This window comes from Micromonospora sp. MH99 (assembly GCF_021442385.1).
In the GTDB taxonomy this organism is placed as follows: domain Bacteria; phylum Actinomycetota; class Actinomycetes; order Mycobacteriales; family Micromonosporaceae; genus Micromonospora.
Genome location: NZ_MUZA01000022.1, coordinates 1 through 15,433 on the forward strand (window position 1 = coordinate 1; position 15,433 = coordinate 15,433).

Consider the following 15,433-nt stretch of genomic DNA (forward strand, 5'->3'; position numbering starts at 1 on the left):
CCGCGGCCTCGACCACCGCGCCGCCACCCGGCTGCACCACCACGTGGTCGGCCAGCGCCGCGCCGCCGCCCGGCGCGGTCCGTGGGACGGACGCCAGGTCCGGCAGCCGTACGCCCCGCAGCACCTCGCCCGTGCCGCCGTCGTCACCGACCCGGGCGCAGATCGCCGCGTCGTCGGAGCTGGCGAGCCGGGGCGGCACGGGCGGCGGCGCGGTCGGGCCGCTCGGGGCAAGATCGGGCAGCGTGGGCAGGGCGGCGAACCGGCCCAGCGTCATCGGTTCAGACTCCCCCTGCCCGGTGCGGGCCAGCAGCAGCCCGGCCTGCAACTCGGTGATCCCGGCCAGCCCGTCGTCGAGCGCCACCGCGTACTGCCGGCCGCCGCCGGAGTTGCGCACCAGGTAGACCTGACCGATCGTGGCGCCCGGCACGCGGGTGGAGGGTCGGCCCTCGCCGGGCAGCGCCAGCGGGGCCAGATCCACGCCTGCGGGAAGCGCGTTGAGCAGGGCGGGCGCGACCGGCACCGCGCGCGTCCGGGTGGTCGCCAGCGCGGCCAGCACCCGGTTGGGATCGCGGACCAGATACCGGCGCTGGTGCCACACGAGGTGCAGGCCGCCGTCGGGATGGCGCAGCAGCAGCGCGTCGTCGCCCAGCGGCCGACCGCCGTCGGGGTCGGTGCCGATCAGCAGCGCGGAGCGGGGGTCCTCGCCGTCGTCCGTCGAACAGACCGTCCACGCCGAGGTCGCCAGCCGGCCGGGGGCGGGCAGCGAGTCCGGTGCGTCGGCGATGCCCAGGGGCAGGCCGCGCGGCACGTCGTCGATCGAGCGTCGGGAGACCAGCACGGTCTTCGACCGATCCGCGCCGACGATCAGCAACGCCGACGCGTAGTTGAGCACCGGGTGCAGCTTCTGCTCCCGATAGACGAACCGGGCGCCGGACTCCTTCTCCACGATCACCGCGCCGGGGTCGCGCCAGCCCTTGCCACCGCCGGCGAACAGGCCGTAGAGCGCCGAACCCCCGAGCCCGATCGCCGCGACGAGGACGCTGGCCAGGCCCGCGCCCGCCAGCCGCCGAAACGGTGACTGGGCGGGGTCGGTCTCCCGCATCACCAGTGCGGCGACCGCCCGCTGGACGCTGAACTGGTAGGAGTGCAGCTGATCCTGCCGCGACGGCATGAGGTCCCTTCCGCTGGTTCGACCGGGCCACAGGATATGCGCTGCGTCGATGTCCCGTGGACCCTGCGTGGCCGGCCCGGCCCCGACCGGTACCATCCGGGGACGAATCCGGCGGCGAGAGGGCACCCGTGGGCGCGCGTTTCGAGGAGCTGGCCTGGCGGGAGACCCCGATCGGCGCGATCAGCCTGCGGCGGCGCCGCGATCCGGCGCTGCAGGTCGAGGTGTACGAGGTCAAGCTCGACGACGAGTACCTGATGTCCAGCCTCTTCCCCGTCGCCGAGATCGAGCTGGCCCGGCTGGGCCTGGCCGAACTCACCGGCGACGCCCTCGACGTGGTGGTCGGCGGCCTCGGGTTGGGCTACACCGCGTGCACCGCGCTGGCCGACCCGCGGGTGCGTGCACTGCTCGTGGTGGAGGCCATCGAGGACGTCATCGACTGGCACCGGCGAGGGCTGCTGCCGTTCGCGGCCGGTCTCGCCGAGGACCCCCGGACGCGGTTCGCGCGAGCCGACTTCTTCGCCGCGGTGGCCGGCGACGACGGGTTCGACGCCGAGGAACCCGGGCGTCTCTTCGACGCGGTTCTGCTCGACGTCGACCACTCGCCGCGCAACGTCCTGCACCCGAGCCACGCCCCCTTCTACACGCCGGACGGGCTGCGCCGACTCGCCGCGCTGCTGCGCCCGGAGGGCGTCTTCGCGCTGTGGTCGGACGACCCGCCGGACGACGAGTTCATCGCGGCGCTCACGGAGGTGTTCGCGACCGCGCGGGCGCATGTCGTACCGTTCGCCAACCCGCTGACCGGCGGCCAGTCCGCCAACACGGTCTACGTCGCCCACCGCTGAATCCCGCCCGCCGCTCACCGGTCAGCGCGCCTGTCACGGACGACCACCGGTCACGATCACGCTCGCCCGGCGCGGTGTCGCGCAGCGCGTCCACGGCGGGCTGGCGTTTCAGGTCGACGGGATCGGGAAGATCGGCCCCGGGGTCGCCGCATCTCGCGCCGCGGCCGGGTTACTGGAGGTCGCGATGCGTGCCCTGCTCTGGGTCGTCGGTGTGGTCGCCGGCGTGCTGATTCTGCTCGGGCTGCTCCTCGAGGCGGTCCGCTGGCTGATCATCATCGGCCTGATCGCGCTGGTGATCGTGATCATCCTGGGCGTGGTCAAGGGACGGCAGGCCATGCACCACCAGACCCGCCGACGGTGACGCCGGCGCGGCTCAGAACCAGTCCGCGCGCATGTCGAGCGTGGTCCGGTCGAGGCTGTCCAGCAGGTCGAACTGCGGGCCCGTCCGGGGCAGCTCGGCCGTGAAGAAGTAGCGGGCGGCCTGCCGCTTGCCGGCGTGGAAGGCGTCGCCGTCGTTGTGGACCGGCAGCGCCAGCACCTGCTCCAGCCACATCCAGGCGATCACCACGTGCCCGACCGCCTCCAGGTAGACGCTGGCGTTGGCCAGAGCCAGCACCGGGTCACCGCCGGACCAGAGCCGCCGGGTGACCGCGGCGATCCGGTCCACCGCGCCGGCCAGCCGGTCGGCCAGCTCGGCCGCCTCTCCCCCGGCCCGGCGGCCCCGGCTGACGGTGTCGCCGATGGTCTCGGTCAGCAGGAGCAGACCCGCGCCGTCGCGCATGGTCATCTTGCGCCCCAACAGGTCCAGCGCCTGGATGCCGTGGGTGCCCTCGTGGATCGGGTTGAGCCGGTTGTCCCGGTAGTGCTGCTCGATGTCGTGATCGCGCGTGTAGCCGGCGCCGCCGAGCACCTGGATCGCCAGGTCGTTGGCGGCCAGGCACCACTGCGAGGGCCAGCTCTTGGTGATCGGGGTGAGCACGTCCAGCAGCAGGTGCGACCGCTCGCGGTCGGTCTGCTGCGGGGCGGTCTGCTCCTCGTCGAGCAGCCGGGCGCAGTAGAGCACCAGGGCCAGGGCACCCTCGACGTAGCTCTTCTGCGCCAGCAGCATCCGCCGTACGTCCGGGTGGTCGATGATCGGCACCTGCGGGGCCGCCGGGTCCTTCGCGTCGACCGGCCGGCCCTGCGGCCGCTCGCGGGCGTACGCCAGGCTCTTGAGATAGCCGGTGTAGCCCAGCGCCATGGCACCGGCGCCGACACCGATCCGGGCCCCGTTCATCATGTGGAACATCTGGGCGAGCCCCTGGTGCGGCATGCCGACCAGGTGGCCGACGGCGCCGGGGCGACCGGCCGGGGTGTGGCCGCCGTCGCCGAAGCTGAGCAGGGTGTTGGTGGTCCCCCGGAAGCCCATCTTGTGGTTGAGCCCGGCGAGCACCACGTCGTTGCGGTCGCCGAGCGACCCGTCCGGCGCGACGAGCACCTTGGGCACGATGAACAGCGAGATGCCCTTCACCCCGGGTGGCCCGCCGGGAATCCGCGCCAGCACCAGGTGGACAATGTTCTCGGCCAGCTCATGGTCACCGCCGGAGATCCACATCTTGGTGCCGTAGAGCCGGTACGTCCCGTCCGGCTGCGGCTCGGCCCGGGTGGTGATGTCGGCCAGCGAGCTGCCCGCGTGCGGCTCGGACAGGCACATGGTGCCGAAGAACCGGCCTTCCAGCATGGGTCGGACGTACGTGTCGACCTGCTCGGCGCTGCCGTGCGCCAACAACAGCTTCGCGTTGCCCAGGGTCAGCATCGGGTACGCCGAGGTGGCCACGTTGGCCGCCTGGAACCAGGCGAAGCAGGCGGCGGCGACGGCCTGCGGCAGTTGCAGACCGCCGACCGAGGCGTCCAGCCCGGCGGTGAGCAGACCCGTCTCGGCGAAGCTGTCCAACGCGGCGCGCACCTGCGGGATCAGCCGCACCCGCTGCCCGTCGAACGTCGGTTCGGCAAGGTCGGCGGCCCGATTGTGCGGGGCGAACTGCTCGGTGGCCACCCGCTCGGCGAGGTCCAGCGCGTCGTCGAAGGTCTCCCGGGAGTGCTCGGCGTAGCGAGGGCGCTCGACGAGCTGCGACACCCGCAACCAGTCGTGCAGCAGGAAGTCCAGGTCACGGCGGGACAGCAGGGTGGACGGCACGGAACTCCTCGGCGGGCTCGGGTCTGTCGGGCGGGGGCGGCGGCCCGGCGTCGCCCCCGACCCATCCTGACCGATCCGCCGGGAGCACACCACCGCCGCCGGCGGGCGTCATTGTCGTACCCGTCGGCTAGCGTCCCTGCCCGTGACCGCACCCGGAGACGTCGACCCCGAGGTTCTCGACCGGCTACGCCCAATCTGTCGCGGGTTGCCGGAGACCTACGAGGAGCCGGCCTGGGTGGGCACACGTTGGCGGATCCGCCGGCGCACCTTCGCCCACGTGCTCACCGTCGACCCCGACCGTCAGGGGGCGCACGCGCGCGCCGCCACGCTCGGCCGGCCGGCCTGCCTGTTGGTCTTCCGATCACCGCTCGACGAGATCGCCGGTCTCCTGAGCGTCGGGCACCCCTTCTACAAGCCGGACTGGAGCCCGAACGTGCTGGGCATGATCCTGGACGCGGACACCGACTGGGACGAGGTGGGCGAGCTGCTCACCGAGAGCTACCGCGTGCAGGCGCCCAAACGGCTCGCCGCACTTGTCGACGGGCCCGGCTGAACGCGCCCGCCGCCCGCCGTGCCGGCGTGTGGCCGGCAGCGCACCGGCGTCCGCCGTCTCGGCGTTTCGCCGGGGCCGGCACGGGGATACCGCGCCAACGGTGGCGGGTCATCGACGGGAATCGGCGACGCCGCCCGTCGCGTGAGGAGCGGCAGATGTCCAGGCTTGGCACCGAGGAGGACCTTCGGTTGACGCCAGTGCTCGTCGAGGACCGGGTGTGCACAGGTGTGACCACCCTGCGGGGGCGGGTCTTCCTGAGCTACCCGGCGGCGGACCGGCCGGGCGTGCAGGTGGCGGAGGCGCTGCCGGACGGCGGCCGCAACCCGTACCCGGACGCCGCGTGGAACGAGCCGGACCAACCGCCGGACGGAACGTTCGTGCACGTCAACGGGTTGCGGGCGGGCCCGGACGGCCGACTGTGGATCGTCGATTCGGGGTCCGGGCAGCTCGGCGGTGAGCAGGTGCCCGGCGGCGCGCGGCTGATCGCCGTCGACGTGGCCAGCGACCGGGTGGATCGGGTCTACCACCTCGACGACGCGGTGCGCCCGCACAGCTACGTCGACGACGTCCGGTTTCACGGCGACACCGCTTACCTCACCGACGCCGGCATGCCCGGCCTCATCGTGCTGGACCTCGATTCGGGTCGGTGCCGACGGGTGTTGGACGGGCACCCGAGCACGGTGGGCGGGCCCGTGGTCGCCGACGGTCGGGCGCTGCGCGATCCCAGCGGCGCCGAGGTGTGCCTGAACGCCGACCAGCTGGAGGTGTCGCCGGACGGTCGGTGGCTGTACTACCAGCCGGCCTCGGGTGGGATGTCCCGGATCGGCACCCGCTGGCTGGACGACCCGACGCTGTCCGCGGAGGAGTTGGCCCGGCGGGTGGAGCCCTGGTGGGACACGCCCAGCACCGGCGGGACGGCCATCGACGCGCTCGGCACCATCTACGTCAGCGATGTGGAACGACGTCGCGTGCTCGCCCTGGCGCCGGACCGCAGCGTCCGTACGCTCGTCGCCGACCCGCGTCTGGCCTGGGTGGACGCGATGTGGCTCGACGCCGAGGGTCACCTCTGGCTGCCGGCGGCCCAACTGCACCTGACCGCCGGCCTCAATGGCGGGCACGCGGCCGTCGACTATCCGGTCCGGATCTACCGGATGCCTGTCGACGCCGGTCCGCCCCCGATCGACCACGCCTGACGGCGTTATTCCTGAAAAGCGGTCGGTGCGGATCATGTCGTGTCGCCGTCACGGACCTCAACCATCCATTGTGTACGGCAGCTGGTGCGGGCCGGCGACGGACCACCTGCCGGTCGAGACTCCCTACCCGCTGCCGACGCAGATCGCCGCTCGCCTCGGCGCGACCTGCGGTGGGTGGGAGTCCTCGATATCCTGCCTCGCATGCATCGAAGCCGTGTGTACGCCCTGCTGATCGACGCGCCCGAGGCGGAGGCCGCGCGGGCGGCGGAGTTCTGGTCGGCGGCGCTCGGCGTCGACACCCGGACCCATCCGGCCGAGCCGCAGTTCGTCGGCCTGCACGAGGCGTTGCCGGGCCTGGTCACCGCCGTCCAGGCCGTCGACGACGCGCCGCGCTACCACCTCGACATCGAGACCGACGACGTGGCGGCGGAGACCGCTCGACTTGTCGGTCTGGGGGCCACCGAGGTGTCGCAGTGGTTGGAGTGTCGGATTCTGCGGGCACCCGGCGGGCACCTGCTCTGTGTGCTGCCGGTCGAGAGCCCACCCGAGGTGTTCGACGCCCAGTCCCGAACCTGGTCGTGACGCGCCGGGCTGTCGGAGGGCGGCGCTAGGGTTCCGGCCATGGCGGATGTGGTGTTGGTGGCGGGCGCGTGGCTGGGATCGTGGGCGTGGGACGAGGTGGTGCCGGGGCTGCGGGCCGCCGGCCACCAGACCTGTCCCCTGACCCTCTCCGGTCTCGCCGAGAGGCGGGGCGTGCCCGCCGGGCAGCAGACCCACGTGCAGGACATCGTCGGCGAGATCGAGCGACGCGACCTGCGCGACGTGGTGCTGGTCGGGCACAGCTACTCGGGCATCCCGGTCGGTCAGGCCGCCGGGCGGATCGGCGACCGGTTGACCCGGGTGGTCTACGTCGACGCGGAGGTGCCGGTCGACGGCCTGTCGTTCGCGTCCGGCTGGTGGCAGGGTCAGGCGGCGTTCGAGTCGGTGCTCGCCGACAACGGCGGCGACTGGGCGCCACTCGACGTGGCCGAGTTCGACGGTCAGGGGCTCACCGACGAGCAGATCGCGCGACTGGTCAAGGGCTGCACCCCGCACCCGGGTGCCACGCTTACCGAGCCGGCCGTGCTGGCGCGTCCGCTGGGCGAGCTGCCGACGACGTACGTCAAGTGCCTGCTCGACGGGCCGGAGCCCAACGACACCGTGTCCGCGCTGCTGACCAGCGAGCAGTGGCGGCTGGTCACCATGGCGACGGGCCACTGGCCGATGTTCTCGCAGCCCGACGAGCTGGCCCGGTTGCTGGTGGAGCAGATCGGCTGACTCTCCGCATGCGCCGGCCCGGCGGGTCAGGTCACGGCGTCGTCGAGGGTCCTGATGTGGCGCACCGGGGACGCGAGCAGCCACAGCACGGCGAGCATGCCGCCCACTCCGGCGACGACCAGGGTCGGCCGCAGCCCGATGGTGGTGCCCAGCGCGCCGCCGACCAGCGCGCCGAGCGGCCGGATGCCGTAGTTGACGGCGCTGTACGCGCCGGCCCGACGACCGCGCGCGTCGTCGGGTGTGACGGCGGTGAGCAGGGCGTTGAGGTTGACGTCCATCAGCATCACGCCGACGCTGGACACCAGCTCGATGGCCGCCAGCATGGCCACCTTCGCCCAGGTCGGGCCGGCGACCAACGCCGTCAGCGCGAGCGGCGCGGGGAAGACCACCGCGCCGATCATCGCGGTGCGGCCCAGCCCGATGGCCCGCGAGACGCGGGGCGCCAGGGCCGCGCCGGCGAGTCCGCCGAGCGCGCCGATGCCGAACGCGACGCCGATCGCGCCGGCCGACAGGCCGAGTTCACGGTTGGCGTAGAGCACCAGCAGCGCCGTGGCGATGAAGGTGAAGAAGTTGACGGTGCTGGTGCAGCCGAGCGCGGCGCGCAGCACCGGGTGGCGCAGCACCAGCGCGAAGCCCTCGCGGACCAGGCCGAGCGTGGACGTCCGCCGTGGCGGCGGTGGCGGCTCGGTGACCGGGATGCGCCGCAGCAGCAGCGCGGAGGCCAGGAAGGACACCGCGTCGACGAGGATCGCCACCGGCGCGCTGAGCGCCTGGACGAGTCCACCGCCGACGGCCGGGCCGGCGATGAACGAGAGGGACCGGCTCACGCTGAGTTTGCTGTTCGCGTCCACGTACGCCGACCGCGGCACCAGGGCGACGAAGAACGCCTGCTGTCCCAGGGCGAACAGCACCGCCCCGGCGCCGGTGAGCAGCGCCACCAGGTACAGCTGGGTGAGGGTGACCGCCCCGAACAGGTAGGCCGCGGGCAGGCTGAGCAGAACGGCCGCGCGCAGCAGGTCCGCGATGATCAGGAGTCGACGCTTGTGGGTGCGCTGGTCCACCCACGCGCCGAGGAACAGGCCCAGCAGGTTGGGCAGCCAGATCAGCGCGGTGAGGACGCTGACCTGCACGGGCGTCGCGGCGAGCAGGGAGACGGCGATCAGCGGCAGGGCCAGCTCGCTGACCCGGTCGCCGAACGCGGTGATCGTCTGGCCGATCCAGAAGGTGCGGAACCGCCGGTCGCGGCCCAGCGCCGGTGCGGGTGGGGCGTCGAGCGCCGTCATGACGTGGACGAATCGTCGCTGGCCTCGGGCAGCAGGTAGCGCAGCATCCGGACGAGCTGGGCGCCGTCCGGCGTCGTCTCGTCGTCCTTGCGCCGCACGTACGGGGCGAGCAGCTCCTCGATCGCCTCTTCCAGGTGCCGCAGCTCGTCGGGTGTGGCGACGAAGCTGGTGTCGGCCACCCCGGCCAGCCCGCGCCACTCGGCGTCCAGTCGGGGTTCGTCGTGCAGCAGCCACTGCTGGGGCGCGTCGGCGTAGCGGGCGAACATCTCGCCGCGCAGCTGTCGGGCCGCGGCCTCCCCCTCGGCGTCGTCGGGCAGCGTGAAGCGGAAGCCCCGGGCGGCCGCCTGCCACCAGCGCTCCCGCTTGCTGGTGGCGCCGTCGGCGTCGGTGACCAGGCCGAACGTCGCGAGGTGGCGCAGGTGCCAGCTGACCACCGACGGCGTGGCGCCGACGTGCGGCGACAGGCCCGTGGCCGTGGCCGGGCCGTGACGCTGGAGCCGGTCGAGGATGGCCAGCCGGACGGGGTGCGCCAGCGCCCGCAGCGCCTGCGGCTCGGTGATCTCGAAATCCCCGTACGGATTCTTGAGAGACATGTTTCGAAAGTAGTCTCTCAGATCCTGCGGAGCAACCCCCGGAGACCGCCGGCGATGATCGCGCTGACGGTGCCGCCGCTCACATCACCCCCAGCCGGGCCAACGGCTCGACGAGTTCCCGCTCCTCGTAGCTCAGGTGCGACAGCAGGGCGTCGGTCAGCAGGTTCACCGCGGCGCGCAGCTCGGCCAGCCCGTCCAGCGCCCCGACGTACGCGACAAGCGCCTTGTCGACACCCTCCAGCACGTCGTGGATGACGTGGTGCTCCTGCTCCAGCCGGTCGACCACCGGGCGCAGCCGTGGGTCGGCCTGTCGCAGCCGCGGAAAGAGGGCCTGGTCCTCGATGGTGTGGTGGGTGGTGACGATGCGGCAGTAGGACTCGCAGTACGCGCCCAGCGTCCACCGGTTCTGCCGCATGGTCATCGTGTTGATCTGCGAGCGCGCCGCGCCGGCGTCGATCTCGCCCGCGGCGACCTGCTCGATCAGGTCGTGGATCTGGGCCAGCTCGCCGCGCAGGCCATCGTGCACCTGCACCAGGTGCTGGCCGGTGGCCTGCTCGTGTGCGGTGTAGGTGCGCGTCGGGTCGGGCGCGGGCCCGGTGGGGCGGGCGGACTCGTCCCAGACCTGCCGGTCGCTGAGCCGCCGGCCGTCGTCCGGGGTCGGCACCACAGCGAAGGCTCCGGCGGTCACCCGCGCGCGGGTCGGCCGCGCGGAGGGCGCGACGAGCGCCGCCGGCTCCGCGGCCACGACCGGCTCGGCGGGAGTACGCGTCGACGTGGCGCCACTGTCGCGTTCGGCCGCGACCAGTTCGCGCACGGCGGGGGCCACCTCGCCGGCGAACCGGCGCAGGTCGTCGGGGTCGTCGCTGGCGAGGATGAACGTGCCGACGCCGTCGCCCAGCGCCAACTCGACCAGCTCCCGCACCCACTGCTCGGCGGGCCCGTGCAGCGGGCCGCCCCCGGCCGACGAGAAGGTGCCGGAGATGTTCAGCAGCCGGCGGACGTCGCGGGGCGAGCGGCCCGCCTCCTGCGCGGCATCGTCGATGATCTTGTTGCCTCTGGCCAGGTCACCGGGCTGGAGGTAATCCAGTGACGGCAGCCAGCCGTCGGCCCGGCGACCGGTGAGCGCGAGCATGCGCGGCTTGTACGCCCCGAGCCAGATCGGCACCGCGTGGGCCGGGGCCGGGCCGCGCTTGGCCCCGACCACCCGGTGGAACTCGCCGTCGACCCGCACGCCACCGCGCGCCGGAGCGTCCCACATCTGCCGGATGACGTCGATGCCCTCCTCCAGCGCCCGTACGCCCTGCCCGGGGGCCAGCCGCCGGCCGCCCATCGCCTCGATGGCGTCCCAGAACGCCCCCGCGCCGAGACCCAGCGCGACCCGACCCCCGCTGAGCAGGTCGAGGCTGGCGACGCTGCGGGCGAGCACGGCGGGCGGGCGCAGCGGCAGGTTGGTGACGTTCGCCGACAGGTGTACGCGGTCCGTGCGCGCCGCGACGAAGCTCAGCAGCGTCCAGGTGTCCAGAAATCGCGGCTGGTACGGATGGTCCTGGAAGGTGACCAGATCCAGCCCGACCTGCTCGGCCAGGACCGCGAGCCCGACCGTGCGGTCCGGATCGTCGTTGCCGGGCGTGGTGAACGATCCGAAGACCAGGTCGTGGCCGTAGTCGCTCATCGTGCGAGCCTCCCGTCGTCCGCGACGCGTCGGACGATGCGTCGTGGCCTCAACCTTATGCCAGACAGAACATCTGCTGCCAACAAGGTTTGTGATCCTGCGCTATTGTCGGGGCATGACGGGTGCCAGCGATCGGCCGGACCGGCCCGATCCCCTCGACGACGATCTGGGCTGGATGCTGGGAATCGTGTTCCGGGGCTACATCCGGGCAGCCGAGCACACCCTTACCGATTTCCCCGGCGGCCCGCGCGGTTATCAGGTGCTCACCGCCGCGGCCACCGGGCCGGCCCGCAACCAGGGCGCAATCGCCGAGGAGCTGGGCATCGACCGGACGGTGCTGACGTACCTGATCGACGACCTCGAACGCCCGGGGTTCGTCGCCCGGCGGGCGGACCCGGCCGACCGGCGCAGCCGGCTGGTGGACGTCACCGACGCCGGGCGGGCGGCGTGGGAGCAGCGCCGCGAGGCGCTGCGGCAGGTCGAGGCGCACCTGCTGGGGGCGCTCACGCCCACCGAGTCGGCGACCCTGCGCGCGCTGCTACAACGGGTCGCCTGCTCGACGCAGGCGATCGACCCGCTGCGCGACCTCTGCCAGGCGGTCGCCGAGGTACGGCCCGAGCCCACCGCGCCGACGCCGAGCCGGCCGGACGCACCGCCCGAGCGCGGTCGATCGCGCGCTGCCCGAGCACGCGGCGACGCCTGACCGGGCCGTGATTCGCGCCGGTCGCGACGGCGCGGGCCCGCCGGCCCTCCCCGACCATCGTGCGTCGAGGAGTGCCGGCGGGCCCACCGTGTCGCGGCAGCGTCGCCGGGGGCGACGGGTCAGCGCACGTGCACGAACACCGGGTTCGAGTAGAACCACAGGTCGTCCCACGGGCTCTCCAGCCCGTCGGCGAGCGGCTCGGCCTCGTCGGTGCTGGTGCCGCGCACCCGCGCGTAGGTGTCGGCCTCGACGTTGCGCAGGGTGTGCCGGATGACGTAGTCCGCACCCTGGCGACGCCAGTCGCGCGGGCCGAACCGGGCCACCACCTTCGTGGTGGGGTTGGTGTCGGCGTCAAGGTTGGCGCTCGGCCCGGTGATCTGGCCGACGATCAGGTCGACCCGACGGACCTCGGGACGGTCCCCGTTGCCGTTCACACCGTCCAGCGGGCGGAACGTGATCTCGATCTCGACATCGGTACGGCTGCGGCGGCTGACCGTGATGGTCTCGCCGACCTCCGCCGTCTGCCCCTGGGACCTGGCGGTCACGTCGAGGCTGCGGATCAGGTCACCCGTGGTCACCCAGATCCGGCCGTTGCGCAGGCCGTCCATGATGTCGCCGTAGTCCTGACGGGCGTACACGTAGGTCTTGCTGTACTCGCCCGGCCAGAAGTCCGAGCCGCCGCGCGTCCAGTGCACGTGCGAGTCCGACGTCGCGGTGATCCACCAGCGCCGGCCCTCACCGAGCAGCGAGTCCCAGAGCCCGCCGACCCGCGCGGTCATCTGGTCGAAGCCACCGTAGGTGGGGTGGTTGCCGTACCCGCCCCGCGCCCCGCCGTTGAGCGGGCCGGCCTGGTGACCGGGTGCGCCCTCGAAGCCGATGTAGACGTCGGGCGCGGCGTTGTTGCCGTTGCGGAACTCCCGCGGGGTGTCCTGACCGTAGACACCGAGGCCCGGCGCCGAACGGGACGCGTGGTGGGCGATCACCAGCGGCTTGTGCGGCATGCCCCGGGCAACCTTGAGGAACTCCACCATCTTGGCCTCGGTGTCGCGGGCCGGGTCGGTGGGGAACGCGTCGTACTTGGCGAACCGGCTCTCCAGCTCGAAGAGCTGCTTCGCCTCGTCGTCGTGGCGCGGGATCATCAGCGTGTGGTGATCCAGCGAGGGCGCGTCGAACTCCATGCCCCAGAACTGGAGCACCTCGGGGACCAGCTTGCGCGAGCGCAACAGGTCGGGGTACGCCTGCTCGATGTTCACCTTGGAGTGCGTCGGTCCACCGTGGTCGGTGCACATCGCCCAGGTCAGGCCGAAGTTCTTGGCCATGATCGCGTTGGTGACGATCGGGTAGACCGCGTCCGCGCCCTTGTGGAAGACGATCGGGCTCTTCGTCGTGTCGAACTCGCCGCTGTACTCGGAGTGCACGTGGTGGTCACCCGCGCGCCAGGACCGGCTCTTGGCGTTGCCCCGGTCGCTCGTGTCGTCGCCGGGACGGCGCTCCTCGTCGGCCCACGCCGCGCCCGCGCCCACCAGCGGGCTGGCGGCGGCCAGCGTCGCGCCGACACCCGCGTACTTGACCAGCTTGCGCCGCGACAACTGCGCGCGCTCGACCTCTTCGGCTTGCTTGTCTCTCACGTGAGAGCCTCTCCTCGATCAAGCGAATGCTCTTTCGATCAAGAAGCCTTGAAGAGGTTGGTGAACACCCGCCGTACGGCGGACGGGTGGACGATGAACACCCTGGCCGAGCCCGTTGAAGGGCGCGGCCGGGTGCGGCAGCGGGTCACGCGCCGACAGCGGGGCGTACGCAGCAGCGGGGCGCGGGTCAGATCCGGGCGCGTGGCAGCCAGCCCAGGAAGCGGAGTCGTGCTCGGGGCAGGGGCAGCGTCGGCAGATCCTGGGCGGCGGCCACGAGGCACGACCCGAGGTAGACGGCGAGCGCGGCACGCGCCCCGCCGAACTCGGCGAGCAGTTGACTCTGCTTGGTGGCGCAGGGCCATTCGCGGCCACATCCGGTGCAGGTCCAGCTCGGCGGACTGGGCAGGTGCTCGGGCAGCTTGGACCGTCGGTACCGGCCGACCACACTGTTGTCCGCACGTACGTCGCGTCGCCGGGGCTCGGGGCCCCCGTTGCGTCGCGCGGGTGGGCGGGGGGCGGGCAGATAGCGCCGGACGGTGCCCAGGAGCGCCCCGACGCGGACCAGGGCGTCCGGCCCCACCTGGTGGGCCAGCAGCGCCGTGAGCAGGTAGTGCCCCAACAGGTCGAAGGAGTCACGATTGAGCCGCAGGTCGCGGCACAGGTCGACGAACTCGGGCGTGGCCAGCGGCACCCGGTCGTCGAGCGCGCGGCGCAGCACCGTCCGCAGCGCGACGCCGAGGCTCGCCAGCGCGTCTCCCTCACCCAGTCCGAGGCTGTCCTCGTCGGCCACCCGCGCCAGCGCTTCGCCCACCGCCAGCCGAACGACGCGGTCCGGATCGTTACTGTCCAACGCCTCACCTCCGCCTGCTGGCCGGATCTCCGGCAGTGGTCCGGACGCCGCGACGTCCGGAGATCATGAACAAGATTTCGCTGTGGCCGCCGGAGCGACTAGGACAGCAGGCGCAGGATCACCTCGCGCCATAGCCGAAAAACGAAGTCGACTCGCCAAAACGTCGGATCACCAGCGGTACATTGTCGACTGCCGTATGGTGGAATTCCCATCAATGGATATGTGAGTTGTTGGGATTCCTTAACGTTCGGCCCACCTCGACAACGCTCGACCGGTCGCCACCCGTTCCTCCTTCAACACCCGATGTCCACTGGGATCCTCCTCTGATCACCCGATCGCCGGTGACCCCGAGGAGACCGCGCCACCGCCGAACCACCGGTCAGCAACGTGCCGACCATCGGCCCGTGCGCCCAGACACGTCCTGACCACACCGCCGGCCCTGGTCCTCACCCGGCGGTTCCCTCCCGGACGGAGACAGCGGATGACGTCACCAGTGCAGACCCGAGGATTCGACAGCCGCGACCCGGCGGCCATCCACCGATTCCTGGCCAGCACGTACACCCCGGACCTGCGGATCCGGGCCGGCGAGGCCGGATACCACCTCGTGCACCGGCGCGTGGACGCCGGGCCGTTCGCCCTCGCCAGGACCGGGCAGAGCGCTCATCTCGACGTCCAGGTGGGCGACATGGACGGGCTGGTCGTCTGCCGCACCCGCACGGCAATGGTCAGCCGCGCCTGCGGGGGTTCGGCCCACCGGTTCGGCCCCGGCGACGCCTTTCTGGTCACCCGTCCCGGTCAGCCGCTGCACCTGCGGTGGGAACCCGGCGAGGTGGAACTCTGCGTCCTGGACCTCGGTGTGTTGACACAGGTGGCGACCGCCGCCACGGCCCGAAGACCCGGCCAGATCCGCTTCACCGACCTCGGCGGCGTCACCGCGCCGCTCGCCCGGCAGTGGCACCGAACCACCAGTTACGTCATCGACGTCGTGGCGGGCATCCCGAGCGGCAGCGCCCAGCCGTTGGTGATCGGCAACGCCGCGCGGATGCTCGCCGCGGCGGCGCTCGCGATCTTCCCCAACACGGCGTTCACGGACGAGACCACCGAGGACCGCCGCGACGCCAGCACCGCCACCCTGCGCCGCGCCGTCGCCTTCATGGAGGAGAACGCCGACCGGGACATCAGCGCCGCCGACATCGCCGGCGCCGCCGCCGTCTCGCAGCGCGCGGTGCAACTCGCCTTCCGCCGCCATCTCGGCACCACCCCGATGGCGTACCTGCGCCGGATCCGGCTCGACCGGGCCCACCACGACCTGGTCCGGGCCGACCCCCGCCGGGAGACCGTGTCGGCCATCGCGAGTCGCTGGGGGTTCGCCAACCACAGCAGGTTCACCGCCCGGTACCACGCCAGCTACGGCGTGCCGCCCCGCGAGACGCTCCGCGCCTGAGGCGGCCC

15 protein-coding genes are annotated in these 15,433 nt (G+C 72.6%); 8 read left to right on the plus strand and 7 right to left on the minus strand.

Annotation, left to right across the window (positions count from 1 at the left end):
- On the minus strand, window positions 1-1,171 hold a 1,171-nt coding region (eccB, locus tag B0E54_RS14150; RefSeq protein WP_234583912.1), incomplete at its 3' end, for a type VII secretion protein EccB.
- 128 nt (window positions 1,172-1,299) lie between these two features.
- On the opposite strand from eccB, the gene B0E54_RS14155 reads away from it, so the two are divergent.
- Together B0E54_RS14155 and B0E54_RS14160 are read left to right on the plus strand one after the other, a co-directional pair.
- Window positions 1,300-2,013: a spermidine synthase gene (locus tag B0E54_RS14155; RefSeq protein ID WP_234583913.1), complete on the plus strand. Its 714-nt coding sequence runs from the start codon at window positions 1,300-1,302 to the stop codon at window positions 2,011-2,013.
- Between the two features lie 184 nt (window positions 2,014-2,197).
- Window positions 2,198-2,374 carry a hypothetical protein gene (locus tag B0E54_RS14160; protein WP_234583914.1) on the plus strand — a complete coding sequence of 59 codons (177 nt, stop codon included), beginning with the start codon at window positions 2,198-2,200 and terminating at the stop codon, window positions 2,372-2,374.
- 12 nt (window positions 2,375-2,386) lie between these two features.
- Here B0E54_RS14160 and B0E54_RS14165 read toward each other — a convergent pair whose 3' ends face one another.
- On the minus strand, window positions 2,387-4,189 hold the full coding sequence (locus tag B0E54_RS14165) for an acyl-CoA dehydrogenase (protein WP_234583916.1): 1,803 nt from the start codon (window positions 4,187-4,189) through the stop codon (window positions 2,387-2,389).
- 142 nt (window positions 4,190-4,331) lie between these two features.
- Here B0E54_RS14165 and B0E54_RS14170 point away from each other — a divergent pair, with 142 nt between their 5' ends.
- The 4 genes from B0E54_RS14170 to B0E54_RS14185 all read left to right on the plus strand — a co-directional run bounded on the left by B0E54_RS14170 (window position 4,332) and on the right by B0E54_RS14185 (window position 7,252).
- Window positions 4,332-4,742 carry an MmcQ/YjbR family DNA-binding protein gene (locus B0E54_RS14170; protein WP_234583917.1) on the plus strand — a complete coding sequence of 137 codons (411 nt, stop codon included), beginning with the start codon at window positions 4,332-4,334 and terminating at the stop codon, window positions 4,740-4,742.
- Between the two features lie 155 nt (window positions 4,743-4,897).
- Complete coding sequence (locus tag B0E54_RS14175) at window positions 4,898-5,935, plus strand: major royal jelly family protein (RefSeq protein WP_234583918.1); 1,038 nt, start codon at window positions 4,898-4,900, stop codon at window positions 5,933-5,935.
- Between the two features lie 201 nt (window positions 5,936-6,136).
- Window positions 6,137-6,517, plus strand: a complete 381-nt coding sequence (locus B0E54_RS14180) for a VOC family protein (RefSeq protein WP_234583919.1) — start codon at window positions 6,137-6,139, stop codon at window positions 6,515-6,517.
- A gap of 39 nt (window positions 6,518-6,556) precedes the next feature.
- A complete protein-coding gene (locus tag B0E54_RS14185; protein ID WP_234583920.1) occupies window positions 6,557-7,252 on the plus strand; it encodes an alpha/beta fold hydrolase in 696 nt (231 codons plus the stop codon).
- A 26-nt stretch (window positions 7,253-7,278) separates the two neighbouring features.
- On the opposite strand, the gene B0E54_RS14190 is transcribed toward B0E54_RS14185, so the two are convergent.
- The 3 genes from B0E54_RS14190 to B0E54_RS14200 all read right to left on the minus strand — a co-directional run bounded on the left by B0E54_RS14190 (window position 7,279) and on the right by B0E54_RS14200 (window position 10,800).
- Window positions 7,279-8,535, minus strand: coding sequence for an MFS transporter (locus tag B0E54_RS14190; protein WP_234583921.1), 1,257 nt, complete (start codon window positions 8,533-8,535; stop codon window positions 7,279-7,281).
- The gene (locus tag B0E54_RS14195; RefSeq protein ID WP_234583922.1) at window positions 8,532-9,128 is read right to left on the minus strand and encodes a helix-turn-helix transcriptional regulator; all 597 of its coding nucleotides are present in this window, start codon (window positions 9,126-9,128) and stop codon (window positions 8,532-8,534) included. The genes B0E54_RS14190 and B0E54_RS14195 overlap by 4 nt, the downstream gene beginning before the upstream one ends.
- 79 nt (window positions 9,129-9,207) lie before the next feature.
- Window positions 9,208-10,800 (minus strand): LLM class flavin-dependent oxidoreductase, encoded by a 1,593-nt coding sequence (locus tag B0E54_RS14200; protein WP_234583923.1) that lies wholly within the window; start codon window positions 10,798-10,800, stop codon window positions 9,208-9,210.
- A gap of 115 nt (window positions 10,801-10,915) precedes the next feature.
- Here B0E54_RS14200 and B0E54_RS14205 point away from each other — a divergent pair, with 115 nt between their 5' ends.
- A complete protein-coding gene (locus B0E54_RS14205; RefSeq protein WP_234583924.1) occupies window positions 10,916-11,503 on the plus strand; it encodes a MarR family winged helix-turn-helix transcriptional regulator in 588 nt (195 codons plus the stop codon).
- 119 nt (window positions 11,504-11,622) lie between these two features.
- Here the strand turns inward: B0E54_RS14205 and B0E54_RS14210 are convergent, their stop codons facing one another.
- Entirely contained in the window at window positions 11,623-13,131 is a 1,509-nt protein-coding gene (locus B0E54_RS14210; protein WP_234583925.1) for a phosphoesterase, read from the minus strand.
- Window positions 13,132-13,318: 187 nt separating this feature from the next.
- The gene (locus B0E54_RS14215; protein WP_234583927.1) at window positions 13,319-13,981 is read right to left on the minus strand and encodes a hypothetical protein; all 663 of its coding nucleotides are present in this window, start codon (window positions 13,979-13,981) and stop codon (window positions 13,319-13,321) included.
- A gap of 481 nt (window positions 13,982-14,462) precedes the next feature.
- Here B0E54_RS14215 and B0E54_RS14220 point away from each other — a divergent pair, with 481 nt between their 5' ends.
- Window positions 14,463-15,425 (plus strand): AraC family transcriptional regulator, encoded by a 963-nt coding sequence (locus tag B0E54_RS14220; protein ID WP_234583929.1) that lies wholly within the window; start codon window positions 14,463-14,465, stop codon window positions 15,423-15,425.
- The last annotated feature ends 8 nt before the right edge of the window (window positions 15,426-15,433 follow it).

What these genes read in the sequence shown, in the direction of transcription:
- B0E54_RS14160 (WP_234583914.1), top strand. Translation starts at nt 2,198, where the DNA reads ATGCGTGCCCTGCTCTGGGTCGTCGGTGTGGTCGCCGGCGTGCTGATT.
- B0E54_RS14200 (WP_234583923.1), bottom strand. Translation starts at nt 10,800, where the DNA reads ATGAGCGACTACGGCCACGACCTGGTCTTCGGATCGTTCACCACGCCC.
- B0E54_RS14220 (WP_234583929.1), top strand. Translation starts at nt 14,463, where the DNA reads ATGACGTCACCAGTGCAGACCCGAGGATTCGACAGCCGCGACCCGGCG.
- B0E54_RS14175 (WP_234583918.1), top strand. Translation starts at nt 4,898, where the DNA reads ATGTCCAGGCTTGGCACCGAGGAGGACCTTCGGTTGACGCCAGTGCTC.
- B0E54_RS14190 (WP_234583921.1), bottom strand. Translation starts at nt 8,535, where the DNA reads ATGACGGCGCTCGACGCCCCACCCGCACCGGCGCTGGGCCGCGACCGG.
- B0E54_RS14205 (WP_234583924.1), top strand. Translation starts at nt 10,916, where the DNA reads ATGACGGGTGCCAGCGATCGGCCGGACCGGCCCGATCCCCTCGACGAC.
- B0E54_RS14180 (WP_234583919.1), top strand. Translation starts at nt 6,137, where the DNA reads ATGCATCGAAGCCGTGTGTACGCCCTGCTGATCGACGCGCCCGAGGCG.
- B0E54_RS14185 (WP_234583920.1), top strand. Translation starts at nt 6,557, where the DNA reads ATGGCGGATGTGGTGTTGGTGGCGGGCGCGTGGCTGGGATCGTGGGCG.
- B0E54_RS14195 (WP_234583922.1), bottom strand. Translation starts at nt 9,128, where the DNA reads ATGTCTCTCAAGAATCCGTACGGGGATTTCGAGATCACCGAGCCGCAG.